Genomic DNA, 22,187 nt, shown 5'->3' with positions numbered 1-22,187 from the left:
AAAAAAAAAATTTTTTTGATATAATATAAAAAAACAAACTAAGGAGGTAGATAATTGGAAAACGAATTAAGAATTATTTCAGTTTCAAAAGAATTTAAAGATGGGTACAAGGCATTGAATAATGTGAGCCTTGATATAAAAAAAGGAGAGTTTTTCTCTATTTTAGGACCTAGTGGATGTGGGAAAACAACCCTACTTAAAATGATTGCTGGATTTATTAGTCCAGATAGCGGTGAAATAAGAGTTAATGGTGAGAGAATTGACCATCTGGCGCCAAACGAAAGAAATGTAAATACAGTTTTTCAAAATTATGCTCTATTTCCTAACATGACAGTTTATGATAATATTGCATTTTCTTTAAAATTAAAAAAAGCAAATAAAGATACAATAGATAAAGAAGTTCATAAGTACCTAGATTTAGTAGGTTTATCTGAACATCGTGATAAATATCCTGATAGCTTATCAGGGGGACAAAAACAAAGAGTAGCAATAGCAAGAGCATTAATAAATAAACCAGAAGTGCTATTATTAGATGAACCATTATCAGCACTTGACGCAAAGCTAAGACAAAAGCTTTTAATAGAATTAGATACTATACATGATGAAGTAGGAATCACATTTGTTTTTGTAACTCATGACCAAAGTGAAGCCTTAAGTATATCTGATAGAATAGCTGTAATGCATAAAGGGGATGTACTACAAGTAGGGACACCAAATGAAATATATGAAACTCCAGTTAATACATTTGTTGCTGATTTTATTGGAGAAACAAACTTTTTAGAAGGCGAAATTATAAAAGTATATGATAATTACGCTATAGCTTATGAAAAGGATTTAGGAGAATTTAAAGTAGAATTAGACAAGCCTGTTAAAGTTGGAAATAAAGTTAAATTAACATTAAGACCAGAGAAGATACTAGCTGATAATAAGATGCCAAACAATCCAAATGATAAATATAAAATACTAGAAGGAATAGTAGATGAAGTAATATATAACGGATTTCAAAGTAAGCTATTTATTAAATTAGATAATTCAGATAAAATATTTAAAGCATTTGAACAACATAGAGAGTTTGTAGAACAAGACGAATTATTTGAATGGAAAGAGAAGGTGTATTTCTACTGGAACTATGAAGATGCTTATCTTGTAGAGGTGATGTAGAAAATGAAAAATAAATATAAGGAAAAAAATTTAAAACAACTATATTACTTACCGATTACAATATGGCTTACAATATTTTTTATGATACCCACTTTAATAATAGTATACTTTAGTATATTAAAAAAAGGAGTTTATGGAGGTATTAAATCATATACAAGTTTTTCATTAGATGCATATCGTGAATTACTAACTCCAGAACTAATGTACATAACATATAAAACACTGGAGATGTCTATTATAATAACGTTTATAGTTGTAATAATTTCGATACCAACAGCTTACTACATATCAAGATCAAAACATAAGAATTTATGGTTATTATTAATTGTAATACCATTTTGGACAAACTTTCTAGTTAGAATTTTTGCAGTTGTTGGTCTTATTGGAAATAATGGTATTATAAATAGATTTTTTATGACTGTATTTAATTTACAAAACCCTATACCTATGTTATATAATAAATTTGCAGTTATACTAATTAGTGTGTATATATTTATGCCGTACGCAATACTCCCTTTGTATTCAGCTATAGAAAAATTTGATTTTTCTTTAATAGATGCTGCAAGAGATTTGGGAGCAACTAAAAATAAGGCACTTTTAAAAGTATTCGTACCAGGAATTAAAGGTGGAATAATAACAGCGATAATTTTAACATTTATCCCAGCAATTGGATCATACGCAGTTCCCGATATAGTAGGTGGAACTGATGGAATCATGTTAGGTAATATTATAGCTAATAAGATGTTTGTGCTTCGTGATTGGCCAAGTGCAGCAGCTATATCTACAGTATTTATAATTATAACAATATTTACTTTAATAATAGGGGGTAAAAATGCAGACAAACAATAGATTTTCAAAAATAGTGTTTTTTTCAGTAATAGTATTTTTATACCTACCTATAATAATGTTGATAGTGCTATCATTTAACGAATCAAAAGCATATATGTGGAAAGCATTTTCACTTAAATGGTATAAGGAACTATTTTTAAGTTCACCTAAATTATGGGCCACATTTTTTAGAAGTATAATTATTGCATTAACATCATCATTTATAGCTGTAATAATAGCAACATTAGGAGCCATTGGTATTAAGTGGTATAACTACCGTATTAAAGGATATGTTAAGTTATTAGCCTATATCCCTTTAGTTTTGCCAGATATAATAATAGGGGTTTCACTTTTAATATTCTTTAATATGAATAAAATGATACCTCTTGGAATGATGTCAATATTTATAGCACACACAACTTTTAATATTCCTTTTTCTCTATTCATAATAATGTCTAGATTAGACGAATTTGATTATTCAATAATTGAAGCCTCTAGAGATTTAGGAGCAACAGAATTTCAAAGTCTAACAAAGGTTATTTTACCTAGTATGAAACCAGGTATTATTTCTGCATTTTTAATGTCATTAACATTATCATTAGATGATTATGTAATAACAAGCTTTGTTACAGGGCCAGGTTCTGATACCTTACCTATACAAATATACTCGATGTTAAAATATGGAATAAGCCCAACAATTAATGCCCTATCAACTATTTTAATAATAGGAACATTAGTCCTTGCATTAAGCAGTAGAAAATTACAAAAATATATGTTAGGGTAGAAAGGATTACAAAATGAGAGAAATCAGTTTAGATAATATAGAAAAATATAGTAAAAATTATGAAACAAGAAATTTAAAAACACTACAAAATTCTGTACAAAAAAATGGAATAAATAATGCAACATTTAATACAAAAGCATCTACATTAGATCAACATATATATTCACTAGATATTAAAACAGGAAAAGTTTCAAACCAAAAACAATCAGGTAGATGTTGGATGTTTGCAGCATTAAATAATTTTAGACATAAATTAAATAAGGATTTTAATATATTGGATTTTGAATTATCTCAAACATATACATTTTTCTGGGATAAGTTAGAAAAATCAAACTATTTTTTAGAAAATATAATAAAAACTAAAGATGAGGATATAGACTCTAGAATAGTTAGATTCCTATTAACTACTCCACAACAAGATGGTGGTCAATGGGATATGTTAGTATCGATTATAAAGAAATATGGGATCGTTCCAAAATATGTTATGCCAGATGTATTCCATAGTACAAGTTCTGTAAAATTAAATAGTTTACTTAACAAAAAATTAAGACAAGCTGCAGTTAAATTAAGAAAGTTAAATGAAAATAAGGCAAGTTTAGAAGAATTAGTAAAAGAAAAAGAATTAATACTAGATGAAATTTATTCATTCCTAGCAGTAAGTTTAGGAGAACCTCCTAAAAGTTTTGATTTTGAATTTGAAGATAAAGATGGTAAGTTTGTAAGAGATGCAAATATTACACCGAAAGAATTTTATGATAAATATGTAGGAATTGATTTAGATGACTATGTAAGTATAATAAATGCACCTACAAAGGATAAACCATATTACAATACGTTTACAGTTTCATATTTAGGTAATGTAATTTCAGGAAGAGATGTAAAATACTTAAATGTACCTATGGATGTACTAAAAAAACTAGCAATTAGTCAACTTCAAGATGGATACACAGTATGGTTTGGTTGTGATGTAGGTCAAAGTTCAGATAGAGTTTTAGGACTTATGGATTTAGATATTTTTGATATTAATAATAGCTATAATATTAACTTTGATTTGACTAAAGAAGAAGCATTAGATTATTGTGATAGTTTAATGACACATGCTATGGTATTATCTGGTGTTAATTTAGTAGATGGTGTTGCTAATCGTTGGAAAGTAGAAAATAGCTGGGGAGAAGAACCAGGTAAAAAAGGATACTTTTTAATGACAGATGCTTGGATGGATAGATACACATATCAAGTTGTAATAAATAAAAAGTATTTAACTGAAGAAATGAAAAAATCATTAGAAAAAGAACCAATAGTTTTAAAACCTTGGGATCCTATGGGATCACTTGCTTTTATGAAATAAGGTGATATTATGGATAAAATATATTTAGCAGGTGGTTGCTTTTGGGGAATGCAAGCGTATTTTTCAAGAATAAAAGGTGTATCTAAAGTAATTTCAGGCTATGCTAATGGTAATACTACTGAAACAAATTATAAAATGTTAAAAATTACAGACCATGCAGAAACTATTGAAATAACATATGATAAGAGTAAAGTAAGCCTTAGTAGATTACTTGATTACTATTATAGAGTTATAGATCCAATATCTGTAAATAAGCAAGGCGAAGATGTAGGAAGACAGTATAGAACTGGAATATATTATACAGATATTAATGATTATAATGATATAAAAAAATCATTAGATGAACTTCAAAAAGAATATGAGAATAATAAAGTAGCAATAGAATTAGAAAAATTATCTAATTTTATAATTGCAGAAGAATATCATCAAGATTATCTTGAAAAAAATCCAAATGGATATTGTCATATTGATTTAAATCTAGCCTATGAACCAATAATAGAAAAAGAAAAATATTCTAAATATGATGAAAAAAAACTAAAATCTCTAAGTGATATTCAATACAGTGTTAGCCAAAATGGTGAAACAGAACCAGCATTTAATAACGAATACTTTGATAAGTTTGAAAAAGGAATATATGTAGATATAGCAAGTGGTGAACCTTTGTTTTCATCACTTGATAAATTCAACTCATCATGTGGTTGGCCTAGCTTTACAAAGCCAATATCTACTGAAGTTGTTAAGTATAAAGAGGATTTAAGTTATAATATGAGAAGAATAGAAGTTGAAAGTAGAGTAGCAAATTCTCATTTAGGTCATGTATTTGATGATGGACCATCTGATAAAGGTGGACTTAGATATTGTATAAATAGTGCATCACTTGAATTTGTTTCATATGATGAAATGGAAGAAAGAGGATACGGATATTTAAAAGAAATATTTGATAAATAGCTAGTTATCTCTAGCTATTTTCTTTATATGTAAAGGAGTAAAATGAGAAATATAACAAAAAACTATATTATCATATCTATTTTGCCAATAGCTATGTTGATATATGCGTTTTTAAATGATGACTTAGAAAATATATATAGAGGTTTAGTTATAATAACAAAATCTAATAATATATTAACTACAGACTACTTTTATATTGCAGGAACTTCAGCTGCTTTAATAAATGCTTCAGTAATTACATTACTTAATATCCTATTACTATACAAATTAGACTTAAGAATTAATGGATTTATAATTACTGCCATATTTTTAATGCTAGGTTATGCACTAATGGGGAAAACTCTTTTAAATATTATCCCCTTTTATATAGGTACATATTTTCATGCAAAATTTTTAAAAAAAAGTTATAGAAGTGTGGTAGTCGGTGCTTTAATGTCAACATCATTAGCTCCAGTTGTAAGTTCTATACCCTATATTGGCTTTATATTAGCCATAATAATATCATTTATATTTCCCTTTGTTACAAAACACGTTGTTCACTTTCATAGTGGATATAGCTTGTATAACTCTGGCTTAGCAGGTGGTATGATAGGAATAGTTTTGTATTCTGTAGTAAAAGCATCAGGAATAGAATTTGACCTTAATAATGGATATTATGACAAATTTGACTATAGATTGTTTATACTACTTTTAATGTATTTTATATTTTTAATGATTTTAGGATATATTAGAACTAGAAAAAATTTCATAAAAAAATTATTAAATTTATACAAGCATACAGGAATATTAGTAAGTGATTTTATACAAAAAGATGGTCTTGAAATTTCATTATTTAATATGGGAACTTTAGGTGTTTTAGGTCTTTTAATTATCATATATTATCAAAGATTAAACGGACCAGTTCTAACAGGACTATTTGCCCTAGTCGCCTTTGGTGGATTTGGTAAACATTTAAAAAATGTATACCCGATACTAATAGGTGTAATAGCATCAAAGTATATTTTTAGTCATGATATATCAATAACAATATTTTTACTAACAGTATTTTTATCAACAACATTAGCACCTATAGCAGGTAAATTTGGCGTAATAAATGGAATAATAGCAGGTATATTATTCTATGCAACAGTAACAAGTGTAGGAACGGTACATGGAGGAATAAATTTATATAATTCAGGATTAGCTGCAGGTATAGTAGTTTCTGTATATCTACCAATAATACTAGGAATAAGAGGAGGAATAAAAAATTGGAAGAGGTTAAGAAAAAGATAGTTAAAATGGGAGATGAGGTAGTTCAGTATTTTCTTGAAAGAGATGGAAAAGATATTTCGCTTAATATTAAAGAGGATAGTGAGCATTATTATTTACAAGCAAAATCAGATGTATATATTAGTGAATATGAATTAGAAGAGATATTTTCAAATTATAAGATACATAGAGATTTAGAATATGACTTTTTCTGGGAATTGGTAGGAGAAAATTCAGAAGAAGCAGAATTAGAACTTCTTTTTATGTTAGCAGATGATACAAAAATTTCATATGAAGATAATATATTAGAGTTTAATATTAGAGTTGATAAGTAATATGGCAAGAGAAGAAGTTTGTATTTTAACAAATATGTGTATGATATATGATGAAAATCGTATATTAGTATTAGATAGAAAAAAATCTGATTGGAATGGTATTACATTTCCAGGAGGGCATGTTGAGTTTAAGGAATCTTTTGTTGATTCAGTAATTAGAGAAGTAAAAGAAGAAACAGGACTTACCATAACAGATGTAAAACTTTGTGGTTTAAAACAATTTACGCATAAAATGGGAAATTACCGTTATATTGTTTTTTTATATAAGACAGATAAGTATGAAGGTGAGTTAAAATCTTCTTGTGAGGGTGAAGTTTTTTGGATTGAAAAAAGTAGTTTAAAAGAATATAAGCTAGCAGATGGTTTTTTAGAAATGTTTGAAGTATTTGAAAATGATAATCTTTCAGAAAATTATCATTGGTTTTCAGAAAATAATTGGAAGGTACAAAATAAATGAAGAAAAAAGTAGTATTTTTATGTGTGCATAATTCATGTAGAAGTCAAATAGCAGAAGCTTTAGCTAAAAAATATGGAAAAGATATATTAGAAGTTTATTCTGCAGGGACTATGTTAAAAGATAAAATTAACGAAGATGCTGTAAGACTTATGAAAAAAATTCATGATATTGATATGCAAGTTTCTCAAAAGCCAAAATTAATAGAAGATATACCAAAAGTTGATTATGTAATTACTATGGGTTGTAATGTAGTTTGCCCTAGTTTTTCATATAAGGTAGAAAAGTTTGATTGGGGATTAGATGATCCTAGTGGTAAATCTGATGATGAATTTATTAAAATAATTAATACAATAGAAGTCAAAGTACTAGATTTAATAAAAAGGGTGAGATAATTCTCACCCTTTAGTCTAATACAATATTTAATCCTATATTTCTATATTTCTTATTTAGCTCTGCAAAAAGCTTAGTTTTAAATTCATATATCTCAACGAGTTTAACATTTTTATTAGATATATCTATAAATATATTAACATCTATTTTCTTACCAACTTTATGAATAGTTATAGAAGATATATTAACGGTATAAAAAGCGTCATCTTTTTTAGATATTATACTTTCTATATCATTTTTTATTTTACCCTTTTTAATTGTTCCATACATTAGTTCAGTAAAACTTTCTTTAAATGCATCTAAAGGTTCTTTAGTAGTAAAAGCAATTAAAATTATAGTTATTAAAGAATCCCCTATATAATATACAAATAAAGTGTTACCTTGCTTTGGTAAAAATGATATTAATAAAATTGCTACTCCAAGTCCTAATGAAATAACTCCATCTACAAAAGATGCTTTTGACTCCGTAGTTAATATTATACTTTTTCTGCCAATTTTTTTGTTATAGTAATAAAATATATAACTTAGTAAAAAACATAAAACGGTCATTAATAAAGAGTAATTTAATACTTCTCCCATTTCTAGAATTTGACCCTTATCTAAGAAAAAGAAATTATATAACTTAGTAATAGCTGAAATACCTGCAGCTATTATTAAAGATAAAATAAAAATTCCTTTTATACTAGCATATAGTGGCTCTAAAAAGTTTAAACCGTATGGGAATCTTTTAGTTTTAACATTAGAGTATTTAGTGATTATAATTGCAAAAATACAACCAATTGCTGAAATTAAACTAAAGCTACCATCTAGAAATAAAGCATCTATATCTGTTATGAAATACATATAAATACCTGCAATCCCCATTATTATATTTATCAAAACCCCAAATAATAAGGCTTTTTTCTCTGATTTATTATTCAAAATTATCCTCCAATCCTTTAATTTTTTTATTAGGTATAAACCAAAAAAACGCTACAATTAAAAGTAAAATAAATGAAATTTAATGCCATAGTTATTAATTCTCTAGTACATAAAACTTAGTAAACAATAACATTTTTAAATAACAAAGTCAATAAAAAAAGGCATATAGCCTTATTTTTAAGGTAACAGTTCAATATATACCTCATTATTTAATTTTTCTATTCTAGCTATATTAAAGTCTCTATAAGAAGTATAAACAAAGTTTGATACAATATCAGCGCAACGAATAAGTGCGTTATTTTTAGAATCTAAATATTTTACTTCAACATCTACTAAATCAGGAATAATAGCACCATATTGAGCATTATGATTAAAGTTTACAACACCATACTTAAATTCATTATAAATAGTATCACGTAAATCATAAATTCCACTGGTAGCTATTGTGTGTTCATCACATTCTATAAATATTCTTTCAATTTCATTTAGCTTCAGTATATTATTTTTCTCTAATTTTTTTAAAGTTCTTTTAAGTCCAATTTTGAAGGCATAATCTAAATATCTTTGCTTATTATCCTTACCTTTATAATCATAAAGCTTTCTAAGGTCAATTATAACTGAAAACTTTATAACATCTTTTAGATAAGAATAAAGTCTTTTTTTTGTCTTATTTGCTAAATTAGAAGCTTTTAATTCTTCCTTAGGTGATATTTCTTTGTCATATTTAATACTTTTTTCAAGAGTTAAGTATTTACTTTTTAACTTATTTCTATCATCTCTTGATGTAAATAGTATACCAGCAAAAACAAAAAAATCATTTGTTTTCTTGTCAAAAACTCCAGACTCATCAGAATATATATATAGATTCATTTTTTTTCCTTTCAAAATTAAAACCCGTAACTTATTAGGTACACGGGTAAAGTTTTATACTACATTTAGTCTTCACGGACGACGACTTTACAAGTCGCTTAAATTTACATTCGGTGACCACGAAAATTAGACAGTCAAGTTAATTCCTTGCTGTACTTAAATATTACCACTAAAACTACACATTGTCAACAATTTATTTGCAAAATTAGCTTTAAAAATGGTATAATTTCTTGAAAAAGAAATATTTTTGGAGGGAAGATGTTTTTAAAAAAATCAGATAAATTAGCCATAGTTGATTTTGATGGTAAACATATCACATACAACGAAATGGTTGACAGTATCAAGTATTTAAGTGAAAAAATTTATGAAAAAATAAATAAGGAAGATAAAGTTTTAATAATAGCTGAAAATAGATTAGAGTGGATATATAGTTTTTTTGCTATATGGGATAGATATGCAACACCAGTACCAGTTGATGCGCTAAGCACAAAAGAAGAAATAGATTATTTTTTAACTGAATCAGGTGCTAGTGTTGTCATTGTCACAAATAAAACAAAGAATTTAGTTGAAGATAAGAATATAGTGAAATATAACTTAGACGAAATTAAAATTGGCGTGATAAATAACGATAGAAATCCAAATCATCCAGAAAATGATGATTTAGCACTAATGCTATATACATGTGGAACTACAGGGAAACCTAAGGGAGTAATGTTAAGTTTTAATAATTTAGAAAATGAAGTAAGGGGAATAAAAAGTTTAGGATTTACTTTTGATGATGAACAAACCTTGGCAATATTACCTTTTCATCATATTTTCCCACTAGTTTCAACAGGGCTATATTTTTATCACCATGAACAAATGTATTCAGTGGTCTTGCTTGAAAAATTAACAAGCAGCGAAATATTTAGATGTTTAAATGAAAATAGAATAACAGGATTATCAGCAGTTCCAAGAGTTTATAAACTTTTTTATAAGCCTATAAAAGATAAAATAATGTCATCTTTTATAACAAGAACAATGTATAAATTAGCTAAGAGAGTAAATAATATTAAATTTAGTAGGTTTATATTTAAAAAAGTACACGATAAATTTGGAGGAAAGCTTAGAACCATGGTATCTGGTGGAGGAAAAGCAGATATTGAAATGATAGAATTTTTCAACACACTTGGTTTTTTATACTGCGAAGGTTATGGGCTTAGTGAAACAAGTCCGGTAGTAGCTGGTAGTGGAAGAACAAACTATAAAGCAGGCACAATAGGAAAGGCTATGACAGGGGCTACTATTAGAGTTTTAAATGAAGAATTACAAGTAAAAAGCCCTGTTGTTATGTTGGGGTATCATAATAACATTGAAAAAACAAAAGAAGTAATGACAGAAGATGGATATTTTAAAACAGGAGATAGAGCTATTGTGGATGAGGATGGATTTATTACAATATTAGGACGTCTAAATGAAATGATAGTTTTATCAAATGGTAAAAATGTAAATCCTCTAAAATTAGAAGATAAAATATTAGAAGATTCTAATAACCTTATATTAGAAATTGGAATTTTTGCGCAAAATGATAAATTAAATGCAATAATAGTCCCTAATAGAAAATATATAGTTGAAAATAAGATAGGGAATATTAAAACGCATATAAAAGATATTATCCAAATATATAATGCAAGTGCACATAATTATGAAAAAATACTAGATTATAGAATAGTAGAAAATGAATTACCTAAAACACGTGTAGGGAAGTTAAAAAGATTTACATTTAAAGATTTATTTAACAATGCTGAAAATAAAACAGAAATAATAAAAGAACCAGAATTAAAAGAATATAAGCTTTTAAAAGAGTATATTAAAAATAGTAAAGGATTAGAAAATGTAAATCCAAATTATAGTTTTGAAGTTGAGCTTGGTATGGATTCTCTTGATTTAGTAGAATTTAAAAACTTTTTAGAAGAAACTTTTTCTATTACATTAGAAGATGATATATTTATAGAAAATAATAATCTAATGCTTTTAAGTGAATACGTAAGTAAAAAGGAAAAAGCTTTTAATAAGGTAAATAATAAAAAGATTGAAGATTTAATAAAAGAGGCTAAAGTTAAAGAAGTAAAACACTCAAAGATATTAATATTTATTACATCGATATTAGTACATCTAATCTCTTTAATTTACTTTAGAGTAAGTATAAAAGGAAAAGATAAAATAAAGGATAAAGTTACAATATTTATTGCAAATCACGAAAGTTTTATTGATGCTCCTTTAATGAGTTTGGCTATACCACTAGGTATAAGATATAAGACAAATTTTTTAGGACTTAAAAAATATTTTAGTTCTGGAATTATGAAATTAGTATCAAAAAGTTTAAATGTAGTTACAATAGATATTGAAAAAGATATAAAAAATAGTATAGAAGAAGTTTCTGGCCTTATAAAAAACAATGAAAATGTCTTTATTTTCCCTGAGGGAGGAAGAACAAAAGATGGGAAGTTAGATGAGTTTAAGCCGTTATTTGCAGTACTTGCAAAGGAATTAAATGTAGATATAAGATGTATTGGTATAAGTGGAGCTTATGAAGCATATAGTAGATTTGATAAATTTCCACGTCCAAAAAAAATTGTAGTAGAAGTGCTAGATGAAATAACTACAAAGGATAAAACTGTATCAGAAATTGTATCTGAGTGTAAAAAAGTATTTGAAAAATACAAAGGGGAGTAAGATGTTTCTAAAAAAATCTAAAAGACTAGCTATAGTTGATATGGACGGAAAAAAAGTTGACTATGATACGATGTGTAGTAAGATAAAATATTTATCAAGAGAAATATATAAAGATATTAACAAAAAAGAAAATGTTTTAATAATAGCAGAAAATAGAATAGAATGGATATATAGTTTTTTCGCTATATGGGATAGATATGCAGTTCCTGTATGTATAGATGCACTGAGTACAAAAGAAGAAATTGAATACTTTTTATCTAATGCAAATTCACACACAGTAATTGTAACTAATCAAACAATGAAATCAGTTGAAGGTATAAAAGATATAAATATATATAACCTAGATGAAATAGAGATTTTAGAAAAAGATGACGAAACAGAATTAAATACACATTCTGGTGATGACTTAGCTGTTATGATATATACAAGTGGAACAACAGGAAGTCCAAAAGGTGTTATGTTAAGCCACAATAATATAATAAAAGAAATTGAGGCTATAAAATACTTTGATGTTACATATGATGATGAACAAATATTAGCAATATTACCATTTCACCATATATTACCACTAATGAGTACAGTACTATACTTTTTCTATTATGAAAATCAAAATTCAGTGGTGCTTTGTAAAAAATTAAGTTCAACTGAAATATTAAAATGTTTAGATGAAAATAATATAACAATATTATCAAGTGTACCAAGGCTATACAAATTATTCTATAAATCAATAAATGATAAGATAAATGCTAGTCGTATAGCGAAATTAATGTATAAACTTGCCAAAAAAGTAAATAACAAAAAGTTTTCAAAACTAATATTTAAAAAAGTTCATAAAACATTTGGAGGAAGTCTTCGTACGATAATAGCAGGTGGAGCTAAATCAGATCCTGAAATGATAGAATTTTTCAATGTGCTAGGATTTACATACTGCGAAGGTTATGGTTTAAGTGAAACAAGTCCAGTATTTATGGGGTCAGTTCCAAAACACTATAAAATAGGAACGATAGGAAAACCAGTAGAAAGTGTTAGTATAAAGGTGGTTGATGGAGAACTTCTAGTAAAAGGACCTATGGTAATGCTTGGTTACTATAATAATCCTGAAAAGACAAAAGAAGTAATGACAGAAGATGGATATTTTAAGACTGGAGATTTAGTAAGTATAGATGAAGAAGGTTATGTGACAATAATAGGTAGAAAAAATGCTATGATTGTACTAAGTAATGGTAAAAATATAGATCCAGAAAAATTAGAAAATAAATTAATAAAAGAAGATAGTGATTTATTAAAAGAAGTTGGTATATTTGGAAGCAATGATAAATTAGCTGCTATAGTAGTTCCAAATTTTGAATATATAAGATCTAAAAAAATAGGAAATATATCAACATACGTAAAAAACGTTATACAGTTATATAATAAAAATGTACATAATTATGAAAAAATACTAAACTATAAAATAGTTGAAGAAGAACTTCCTAAAACTCGTGTTGGTAAATTAAGAAGATTTATGCTGCCTAAAATCTTTGAAGGTGCAGTAGAAACTAAAAAAGAAGAAGTGAAAGAACCCAATAATATAGCCTACGCTAAATTAAAAGAATATATAATGGATTTAAAAAAAATTGACTATATTCATCCAGAATTTAGCTTAGAAGTAGAGTTAGCTATGGACTCGCTAGATTTAGTTGAGTTTAGAACATATATAGAAAATAGTTTTAATATTAAATTAGCAAACGACATATTTATAACTCACTACAATCTTTTATTATTATCGGAACTTATATCTACTAATTCTAGCGGATTTACAGAATCATTAAATAAATTAGATGAAATAGTAAAAAATTCAAAAGAATTAAATTTAAAAGTTGGGTTTTTACCGTATATTACAAGACCATTTATGTGGGTATTAGCAAAGCTTTACTTTAGATTTGAAGTTAGAGGAAAAGAAAAAATAAAAGATAAACCAACAATATTTATAGCAAACCATGAAAGTTTTGTAGATGCGCCACTTTTAAGTTATGCAATACCATTTAAAATGAGAAAAAATACTTTCTTTTTAGCAATATTAAAATATTTTAAATCACCATTTATGAAATTTGTTGCAAATAATTCAAATGTAATTACAGTTGATATTGAAAAAAATATAAAAGAAAGTATAGAAAAGTTAGCAGGAGTTTTAAAATCAGGTAAAAATGTGTTTGTATTCCCAGAAGGAAGTAGAACTATGGATGGAAATTTACAAGAATTTAAAAAAGTTTTTGCTATTTTATCAAAAGAACTAGATGTAGATGTTAGATGTATTGGTATAAATGGAGCTTATGAGGCATATGATAGATTTAGTTATTTTCCGAAGCCTAAAAAGATAACAGTTGATGTTTTAGATGAGGTTAGTCCTAAGGATAAATCTTATGAACAAATTGTAGATGAGTGCTATAATATATTTGAAAAATACAAGGAGGATATGAATAAATGATAGGTATAATGGGGGCAATGGAAGAAGAAATTTCAGTTATTTTATCTGAAATGAGTGATGTTACAGTAAAAAATTATGCCGGTAGAACATTTTACTTAGCTAATTACAAAGGACTTGATGTAGTTGTCGTAAAATCAGGTGTAGGTATGGTAAGAGCAAGTATAACAACAACACTTTTAAAAACAATATTTAATGTAGAGAAAATAATATTCAGTGGAGTAGCTGGAAGTAATGTAGACAGTATAAAAGCATTAGACATAGTTATAGCTAACTCATTTGTAGAATATACATTTGATGTAAGAGCTGCAGGAAATTATGTATTAGGTCAAATAGCAGGTACTTCTAAAAGAGATTTAGAAGCAGACTACTCTATGTTAGAATTAACAAAAGATATTGAAATAGATGTAAAAAAACATTATGGAAAAATTGCATCAGCCGATGTATTTGTTGATAGTAAAAATGAAAAAGAAAGAATATATAACGAATTTCAAGCGGTTGCTGTTGATATGGAGTCAGCAGCAGTTGCTCATAGTTGCATAGAACTTAATATACCATATTTAATAATTAGATCTATATCAGACTCACTAGGTGACAATTCAGGTATAGAATTCAATGAATTAGTATATTTAGCTAGTAGAAATTCTAAAGACTTTCTTTTAAAATTATTAGGAAAGTTTATTGAAAATGGAAAAAATTTATAAGATATTAATTGTAGTAATAGTTTTTTTCTTAATGTATCATACATATAGTAAATATGAATACTATAGGTATAAATCTAATATAAAAACTCAAAGTGTAATTGATTCTTTTAATATTAGGGAAAAAGATTTCTATAATAACAATGAGGAGAAATAATGGCTGATAAAGAAACACCACTATTAAAGCAGTATAGAGAGATAAAAAATCAATATAAAGAAGAGATACTTTTTTTTAGACTTGGTGATTTTTATGAAATGTTTTTTGATGACGCAAAAATAGCGTCAAAAATTTTAGGCTTAACTCTAACTTCTAGAAATAGAGAAAAAAACGTAGAAATACCAATGGCTGGAATTCCGTATCATAGCGCTAATTCATATATAAATAAATTAGTAGATGCTGGATATAAAGTAGCTATATGTGAGCAAGTAGAAGATCCAAGTTTAGCTAAAGGTATAGTTAAAAGAGAAGTTATAAAAGTAATAAGTCGTGGTACTGTAATTGATGTGGATAACTTAGATGCAAAAAAGAATAACTATATTGCGTCAATTAGTATAGACCAAGATAAAGCGTATATAGCATATATAGATATAACAACAAATACATTTAAAGCGCTATATTCAAATATAGCAAATCTGGATTCTTTAATATATAGACTAGATATAAAGGAGCTAGTTTTAACAAAGTCAAACTACAATAAATTAGAAGACTATTTAAATACACAAAATATTTTAGTTTCAATAAGAGATAAAGTAAAAAATGGAGAAAAATTTTTATGTGAGTACTTTGATATACTTAGTTTAGATAGTTTTGGTATAAAAGATAGCTTCTTAGTAGATGTTTGTAGTTTAGTTTTAGATTATGTACTAGAGCATCAAATAGCAGTAAAATTGGAAATTCCTAAAATAACACTTATGAAAAGTGAAAAGTTTGCTGATATAAATCTAACAAGTGCAAAAAACCTAGAGATTTTTCAAAATGGTAGGGATAAAACTACTTATGGTTCACTTTTATATATTATAGATAAATGTAAATCATCTATGGGAAGTAGACTTATAAAAGAGTTTTTAAATTATCCATTACTAGATAAAAATGAAATTATATCAAGACAAAATGATGTAGAGTATTTAATCAATAATATGATACTAAAAGACGATTTAAGGCAGGAATTAGTAGAAATATATGACTTAGAAAGAATTTTGAGTAAGATAGTTTTTGGTTCTAGTAACGCAAAAGATTTAGTTGCAATATCAAAAACATTAAAAAAATACTTAAACATAAAAAAATTATGGGAAAATAAGTTTTTAGATATTAATTTAGACTATATACATGATATAATAAAAAAAATAGATGAAACTATAGTAGATAGTCCTCCTTTTTCTGTTAGAGAAGCAAATATGATAAGAAAAGATTACTCTAGCGATACATTGGAATTAAATCAAATACTACATAGCGGAAATAAATTTTTAATTGATATAGAATTAAGAGAAAAAGAAAAAACAGGTATAAAAAATTTAAAAATAAAGTATAATAAGATATTTGGATATTTTATTGAAATCAGTAAGTCTAATATTAAAGATGTACCTGATACATATATTAGAAAACAAACACTAGCAAATGCAGAAAGATATATAACAGAAGAATTAAAAATATATGAGGATAAAATAGTAAATGCTAAAGCTAGATTAAATGAACTAGAATATCAAATCTTGCAAGATTTAAATGAATATATAAAAGGATTTAAAGATAATTTAATAGAATTATCAAATATTATAGCGTATATAGATGTAATAGCATCTTATGCTACTGTAAGTATTGATAACTCTTATGTAAAACCAACATTTAATGATAATGGTGATTTAAAATTAATAAATTCAAGACACCCTGTTGTTGAAAAAATAATAAGCGATGCTTTTATTGAAAATGATGTAATTTTAAATAATGATAAAAACTTTATAATACTAACAGGTCCTAATATGGCAGGTAAGTCTACATATATGAAACAAATTGCCTTAATATGTATAATGGCTCAAATAGGAATGTATGTACCTTGTAAGTCAGCAAATATTTCAATAATAGATAAGTTCTTAACAAGAATAGGAGCTAGTGATGATATAATAACAGGTCAGTCGACTTTTATGGTAGAAATGTCAGAGGTTTCTAATATATTAAATAATGCTACAAAAAATAGTTTAATAATATTAGATGAAGTGGGACGTGGGACTTCAACATATGATGGCTTATCTCTAGCATCTTCAATATCTACATATATACATGATAAAATAATGGCAAAAACAATTTTTGCAACACATTATCACGAATTAAATGAGTTAGAAGATAGATATCCTAGAATAATAAACTATAGAATAGAAGTTGAAGAAAAAAATCAAAGAGTAATTTTTTTAAGAAAAATTTCAAGAGGAAGCGCAGATAAATCATATGGGAATTATGTAGCAAAATTAGCAGGTCTTCCTAATGAAATACTAAGAGAATCAAAAAAGCTTCTTGAAAAATTAGAAAAAAGACATATACTAATACAAAAAACAGAAAATATAGGGCAATTATCTTTATTTGATAGTAAAAACTATTTAGAAGATGAAGAAAATTTAGAGGATAAAGTTAAAAATTTAACTGTATTAAAAGATGAGATTGATGATATAGATATAAATAACCTAACACCACTAAAGGCATTAAATATATTACAAAATCTAAAAGAAATTAGTGATAAAATAGAAATTTAAAAAAGGAGAGATTATGAGCAAGTACATGACAGGTGATGAAATTAGAAAAAGTTTTATTGAATTTTTTGAACAAAAAAATCATAAACATTTTGAAAGTGCATCTTTAATACCAGAAGACAAAACACTTTTATTAACAGTTGCTGGGATGGTTCCATTTAAAGCGTTCTTTTTAGGCGAAAAAAAAGCTCCATATAAAAGAATAACTACATATCAAAAATGTATAAGAACAAACGATTTAGAAAATGTAGGAGTAACACCTAGACACCACACTTTCTTTGAAATGTTAGGTAACTTTTCATTTGGGGATTACTTTAAAAGAGAATCTATAAAATGGTCTTGGGAATACATTACAGAAGTATTAAAATTAGATAAAGAAAGACTATACATATCAGTTCACTATACTGATGATGAAGCATATGATATATGGGTTAAAGAAGTAGGAATAGACCCATCTCACATGGCTAAATTAGGTGATGATGATAACTGGTGGGCAGCAGGACCTATTGGATCTTGTGGACCTTGTAGTGAAATATATTTTGATACAAGAAATATGGGGCCTAATAACGAAGAATTAAATCTAAAATTTGGTGAAGAAGGTAATAGATATTTAGAAATATGGAATCTAGTATTTACTGAATGGAATAGATTAGAAGATGGAAGTTTAGTACCACTACCTGAAAAAAATATAGATACAGGTGCAGGTCTTGAACGTATTGCAAGTGTTATACAAAATAAAGAAAATAATTTTGAAACAGATATATTTACTAATATTACAAAAGAAATAAAAAATTTATTAGATATAAAAGAAAATACAACAGCTTCTAAGATAATAGCAGATCACATAAGAGCTTCTGTGTTTTTAATATCTGATGGTGTAATGCCTAGTAATGAAGGTCGTGGATATATATTAAAAAAACTAATTCGTCGTGCTTATGGTACAGGTGCTACTCAAAATGAAAAAGTATTCAATAATGGAGACTTATTTTTACATAAATTAGTTGATGTAGTAGTAGATACAATGAAACAAGCTTACCCAGAGTTAGTAGATAAAAAAGAAATGGTAAAAGAAGTTTTAAAAGAAGAAGAAGAAAAATTTGCTAAAACTTTAAAATCAGGAACTGAACTATTATTAGAACAAATAAAGATTGAAAAAACAGATAAATTATCTTCAGATGTTACATTTAAGTTGTATGATACATATGGATTCCCATTTGAACTTACAAAATTAGTAAGCGATATGCATGGTAAAAAAGTAAGTGAAGAAGAATTTAACGAAAAATTACAAGAACAAGTTAATAGATCTAAAAATGCTAGAGTAGTTTTAAGTGACATGATTAAGGATGAATTTATAGATGACTTTTATAAAAAGCATGGAGAAACTAAATTTACAGGTTATGAAACATTAGTTGATACTGCAACAGTTTTAAGTGTTGAAAAAACAGAGAATGGTATTCAATTAATATTAGATAAAACTCCATTTTACTCAGCTCAAGGTGGTCAAGTAAGTGACAAAGGTATTATTTATAACGATAAATTTAAGGCTTCAGTTATAGAAATGGCTAAAAAATCTGATATATTCATGCACTATATTGATATATTAGAAGGTAGTGTGCCACAAGTTGGGGACATAGTTAATTTAGAAGTAGATAAGGTATTTAGAGCAGGAACTATGAGAAACCATACAGCAACACATATACTACATAAGGCAATAAAAGAAGTGTTAGGAGATTATGTAAATCAAGCAGGATCATTAGTATTTGATAAAGGATTAAGATTTGACTTTACATATAACAAAGCATTAACTAAAGAAGAAATTTTAAAAATAGAAAAAAGAGTAAATGAAATTATTCAAAATAACAATAGAGTGGAAGTTACATATACAACACAAGAAGAAGCTGACAAAATGGGGGTTATTGCTTTATTTGGTGAAAAATATAAAGAAATTGTAAGAGTAGTTGATATAGTTGATTACTCAGCTGAATTGTGTGGAGGAACACACTGTTCTCATACAGGACTTGTTGGTTCATTTTATATAACGTCAGAAGAATCAAAAGCTTCTGGGGTTAGAAGAATAAATGCTATAACAGCTATGTCTGCATATGAGCAATCTAGAGAAAATATGGATTATCTGTATGATATGTCTCAAATTTTTAAAGTTGATCAAAGTAATTTATTAGAACAAATAAATAAAAATAAAGAAGAATTAAAAGAAAAAGATAATGAAATATTAAGATTAAAAGAAAAATTAATAGATCTTGAATTAAACGAAACATTAAAAGGGTATGAAGAAGTAAACGGTGTTAAAATACTTGTTAAAGAATTAAAAGTTGATAGCGAAGATTTAAAAACAATAGCAGATAAAGCTAAATTAAAGTTAGATAATGTTGTAATATTATTTGCGGCTAAAAATAAAGAAAATATAGTGTTTGTTTCAACAGTTAGTGAAAATTTAACTAAGAAATATAAAGCTGGGGAAATTGTTAAATTTATAGCAACAAAAACTGGTGGAAACGGTGGAGGAAGACCAGATTTTGCAAGAGCTGGTGGAAAAGACCAAGCTAAATTAGCTTCTTCTTTATCAGAAACTATAGAATTTATAAAGGCAAAATAATGAAAAAATATATAGGAATAGATTTAGGTGATGTTAGAATAGGGGTAGCTAAGTGCGACCCCTTAGGTATATTAGCTACAGGACTTGTTACAATAAATCGTGAAAAAGAAGATCCAATAAAAAAAATACTTGAAATTTGCAAAGAAGAGATGACTTACAAGATAGTTATGGGAAAACCATTAAGATTAAATGGAAATAGCGAAATTCAAGTTGAAAAAGTTGAAAAATTTTCAGAAGAATTAAAAAAAATGGACAGTAGAATAGAAATATTTTACGTAGATGAAAGATATACAACAAAAGAAGCAGAGTATTATTTAAGAAATTTTTCTAAAAAAAATGCTAAGGAAAAAAGACAGGTTGTAGATATGATAGCTGCAACTATTATATTACAAACTTTTTTAAATAGTCTCACTAAAAATTAAATAAATATATAGGAGCACTTAATTAAATTTAAGTGTTTTTTATTAAAAGCATTCTAGAAAAAAAATATTATTAAATATATATTTTATCCCTTTATTTATTTAAAAATATCCTATTGTTAAAACTTTCACAAAAAAGTGCTTTGATTTTTTTTTTAAAAATGCTATAATGAGTTTGACAGATGAAAATTATAAAAATTATAGGAGGTAATTATTATGTCAGTAAAAGTAGCAATAAATGGATTTGGGAGAATTGGTCGTCTAGCATTAAGATTAATGATAAATGATCCTAAATTCGATGTAGTAGCAGTAAATGACTTAACAGACGCAAAAATGTTAGCACATTTATTTAAATACGATTCAACTCAAGGAAGATTTGATGGTACAGTAGAAGTTAAAGAAGGTGCTTTCGTTGTAAACGGTAAAGAAATTAAATCATTTGCAAACGCTAACCCAGCTGAATTACCATGGGGAGAATTAGGTGTAGACGTTGTATTAGAATGTACAGGATTCTTCACTAAAAAAGAAAAAGCTGAAGCTCACATACAAGCAGGAGCTAAAAAAGTTGTTATATCTGCACCAGGTACAGGAGATATGAAAACAGTAGTATATAATGTTAACCATGATATATTAGATGGAACTGAAACAATCTTATCAGGAGCTTCTTGTACAACTAACTGTTTAGCACCTATGGCTAAAGTTTTAGAAGATAAATTTGGAATCGAAGGTGGAATAATGACTACTATCCACGCTTACACTGGTGACCAAAATACATTAGATGGTCCACACAGAAAAGGAGATTTAAGAAGAGCAAGAGCAGCAGCTTTAAATATAGTTCCTAATACAACAGGAGCAGCTAAAGCAATTGGTTTAGTTATACCTGAATTAGCAGGAAAATTAGACGGAGCAGCTCAAAGAGTTCCAGTAGGTACAGGTTCATTAACTGAATTAGTAACTATACTTAAAAAAGATGTTACAGTAGAAGAAATAAATGCAGCTATGAAAGAAGCAGCTAACGAATCTTATGGATACAATGAAGATCCAATCGTATCTACAGATGTAATTGGAATTCAATTTGGTTCATTATTCGATGCTACTCAAACTAAGATAGTTAAAGCTGGAGATAAAAAATTAGTTAAAACTGTAGCATGGTATGATAATGAAATGTCATATACTGCACAATTAATAAGAACATTACACCACTTTGTTGAAATTTCTAAATAAATTTAAAACAAGTAAATAATGAAA

General features: G+C 26.8%; 19 protein-coding genes. 17 read left to right on the top strand and 2 right to left on the bottom strand.

The window, feature by feature from the left end:
• Positions 1-54 precede the first annotated feature (54 nt).
• The 9 genes from OMES3154_RS04460 to OMES3154_RS04420 are packed head-to-tail and all read left to right on the top strand — an operon-like array spanning position 55 to position 7,501.
• On the top strand, positions 55-1,161 hold the full coding sequence (locus OMES3154_RS04460) for an ABC transporter ATP-binding protein (RefSeq protein WP_156683591.1): 1,107 nt from the start codon (positions 55-57) through the stop codon (positions 1,159-1,161).
• A 3-nt stretch (positions 1,162-1,164) separates the two neighbouring features.
• Positions 1,165-2,010, top strand: coding sequence for an ABC transporter permease (locus OMES3154_RS04455; protein WP_156683590.1), 846 nt, complete (start codon positions 1,165-1,167; stop codon positions 2,008-2,010).
• Complete coding sequence (locus OMES3154_RS04450; RefSeq protein ID WP_156683589.1) at positions 1,994-2,773, top strand: ABC transporter permease; 780 nt, start codon at positions 1,994-1,996, stop codon at positions 2,771-2,773. Before OMES3154_RS04455 ends, OMES3154_RS04450 begins: the two co-directional genes overlap by 17 nt.
• A 13-nt stretch (positions 2,774-2,786) precedes the next feature.
• Positions 2,787-4,121 carry a C1 family peptidase gene (locus tag OMES3154_RS04445; RefSeq protein ID WP_156683588.1) on the top strand — a complete coding sequence of 445 codons (1,335 nt, stop codon included), beginning with the start codon at positions 2,787-2,789 and terminating at the stop codon, positions 4,119-4,121.
• A gap of 9 nt (positions 4,122-4,130) precedes the next feature.
• On the top strand, positions 4,131-5,069 hold the full coding sequence (msrB, locus tag OMES3154_RS04440; protein WP_156683587.1) for a peptide-methionine (R)-S-oxide reductase MsrB: 939 nt from the start codon (positions 4,131-4,133) through the stop codon (positions 5,067-5,069).
• A gap of 42 nt (positions 5,070-5,111) precedes the next feature.
• Positions 5,112-6,341, top strand: coding sequence for a DUF1576 domain-containing protein (locus OMES3154_RS04435; RefSeq protein WP_156683586.1), 1,230 nt, complete (start codon positions 5,112-5,114; stop codon positions 6,339-6,341).
• Positions 6,317-6,652: a hypothetical protein gene (locus OMES3154_RS04430; RefSeq protein ID WP_156683585.1), complete on the top strand. Its 336-nt coding sequence runs from the start codon at positions 6,317-6,319 to the stop codon at positions 6,650-6,652. The genes OMES3154_RS04435 and OMES3154_RS04430 overlap by 25 nt, the downstream gene beginning before the upstream one ends.
• A gap of 1 nt (position 6,653) precedes the next feature.
• The gene (locus tag OMES3154_RS04425) at positions 6,654-7,109 is read left to right on the top strand and encodes an 8-oxo-dGTP diphosphatase (protein WP_156683584.1); all 456 of its coding nucleotides are present in this window, start codon (positions 6,654-6,656) and stop codon (positions 7,107-7,109) included.
• On the top strand, positions 7,106-7,501 hold the full coding sequence (locus OMES3154_RS04420) for an arsenate reductase ArsC (protein WP_156683583.1): 396 nt from the start codon (positions 7,106-7,108) through the stop codon (positions 7,499-7,501). The genes OMES3154_RS04425 and OMES3154_RS04420 overlap by 4 nt, the downstream gene beginning before the upstream one ends.
• A 10-nt stretch (positions 7,502-7,511) precedes the next feature.
• Here the strand turns inward: OMES3154_RS04420 and OMES3154_RS04415 are convergent, their stop codons facing one another.
• Together OMES3154_RS04415 and OMES3154_RS04410 are read right to left on the bottom strand one after the other, a co-directional pair.
• Positions 7,512-8,420: a cation transporter gene (locus OMES3154_RS04415; RefSeq protein ID WP_156683582.1), complete on the bottom strand. Its 909-nt coding sequence runs from the start codon at positions 8,418-8,420 to the stop codon at positions 7,512-7,514.
• Between the two features lie 177 nt (positions 8,421-8,597).
• Positions 8,598-9,290, bottom strand: a complete 693-nt coding sequence (locus tag OMES3154_RS04410; protein ID WP_156683581.1) for a DUF3800 domain-containing protein — start codon at positions 9,288-9,290, stop codon at positions 8,598-8,600.
• A gap of 258 nt (positions 9,291-9,548) precedes the next feature.
• Between OMES3154_RS04410 and OMES3154_RS04405 the strand changes: the two genes are divergently transcribed.
• From OMES3154_RS04405 to gap, 8 genes are all read left to right on the top strand, one after another.
• A complete protein-coding gene (locus tag OMES3154_RS04405) occupies positions 9,549-12,005 on the top strand; it encodes an AMP-binding protein (protein ID WP_156683580.1) in 2,457 nt (818 codons plus the stop codon).
• A 1-nt stretch (position 12,006) separates the two neighbouring features.
• Positions 12,007-14,472 (top strand): AMP-binding protein, encoded by a 2,466-nt coding sequence (locus OMES3154_RS04400; protein ID WP_156683579.1) that lies wholly within the window; start codon positions 12,007-12,009, stop codon positions 14,470-14,472.
• The gene (locus OMES3154_RS04395) at positions 14,469-15,173 is read left to right on the top strand and encodes a 5'-methylthioadenosine/adenosylhomocysteine nucleosidase (RefSeq protein ID WP_156683578.1); all 705 of its coding nucleotides are present in this window, start codon (positions 14,469-14,471) and stop codon (positions 15,171-15,173) included. The genes OMES3154_RS04400 and OMES3154_RS04395 overlap by 4 nt, the downstream gene beginning before the upstream one ends.
• Complete coding sequence (locus tag OMES3154_RS04390) at positions 15,157-15,327, top strand: hypothetical protein (protein ID WP_156683577.1); 171 nt, start codon at positions 15,157-15,159, stop codon at positions 15,325-15,327. Before OMES3154_RS04395 ends, OMES3154_RS04390 begins: the two co-directional genes overlap by 17 nt.
• On the top strand, positions 15,327-17,909 hold the full coding sequence (mutS, locus tag OMES3154_RS04385; protein WP_156683576.1) for a DNA mismatch repair protein MutS: 2,583 nt from the start codon (positions 15,327-15,329) through the stop codon (positions 17,907-17,909). Before OMES3154_RS04390 ends, mutS begins: the two co-directional genes overlap by 1 nt.
• A gap of 25 nt (positions 17,910-17,934) precedes the next feature.
• The gene (gene alaS, locus OMES3154_RS04380) at positions 17,935-20,520 is read left to right on the top strand and encodes an alanine--tRNA ligase (RefSeq protein ID WP_156683962.1); all 2,586 of its coding nucleotides are present in this window, start codon (positions 17,935-17,937) and stop codon (positions 20,518-20,520) included.
• Positions 20,520-20,942, top strand: coding sequence for a Holliday junction resolvase RuvX (gene ruvX, locus OMES3154_RS04375; protein ID WP_156683575.1), 423 nt, complete (start codon positions 20,520-20,522; stop codon positions 20,940-20,942). The genes alaS and ruvX overlap by 1 nt, the downstream gene beginning before the upstream one ends.
• A gap of 213 nt (positions 20,943-21,155) precedes the next feature.
• Entirely contained in the window at positions 21,156-22,163 is a 1,008-nt protein-coding gene (gene gap / locus OMES3154_RS04370; protein WP_156683574.1) for a type I glyceraldehyde-3-phosphate dehydrogenase, read from the top strand.
• Positions 22,164-22,187 lie beyond the last annotated feature (24 nt).

The sequence above is a fragment of the Oceanivirga miroungae genome (genome assembly GCF_902505095.1).
Lineage (GTDB): Bacteria > Fusobacteriota > Fusobacteriia > Fusobacteriales > Leptotrichiaceae > Oceanivirga > Oceanivirga miroungae.
The sequence above is the reverse complement of the archived record's forward strand: the minus strand, read 5'-3'. Positions and strand labels throughout refer to the sequence as shown.